The organism is Pseudomonas sp. HMSC065H01 (genome assembly GCF_001815235.1).
Lineage (GTDB): Bacteria > Pseudomonadota > Gammaproteobacteria > Pseudomonadales > Pseudomonadaceae > Pseudomonas > Pseudomonas aeruginosa.
In genome coordinates this window covers 1-206 of record NZ_KV819924.1, presented here as the reverse complement: position 1 = coordinate 206, position 206 = coordinate 1, and the positions used below count along the sequence as shown (strand labels likewise).

Genomic DNA, 206 nt, shown 5'->3' with positions numbered 1-206 from the left:
CGGTGCGCGCGCAGAAGCTCAAGGCCGGCGAGTGCCAGATCACCCTCAACCCACGCCCCGCCGATCTCAAGGCCCTGCAGGAAGCGGCGAACCTGAAGGTGCCCTCGCAGCCAGGCTTCAACCTCGGCTACATCGCCTACAACGTCACCCACAAGCCGTTCGACCAGCTCGAAGTACGCCAGGCGCTGGACATGGCGGTGAACAAG

The 206-nt window shown here is 65.0% G+C and carries 1 protein-coding gene; it reads left to right on the top strand.

The window, feature by feature from the left end; genetic code table 11:
- Window positions 1-206, top strand: a 206-nt coding sequence (locus HMPREF3014_RS26360; RefSeq protein WP_256562446.1) for an ABC transporter substrate-binding protein, incomplete at both ends; no start/stop codon positions are given.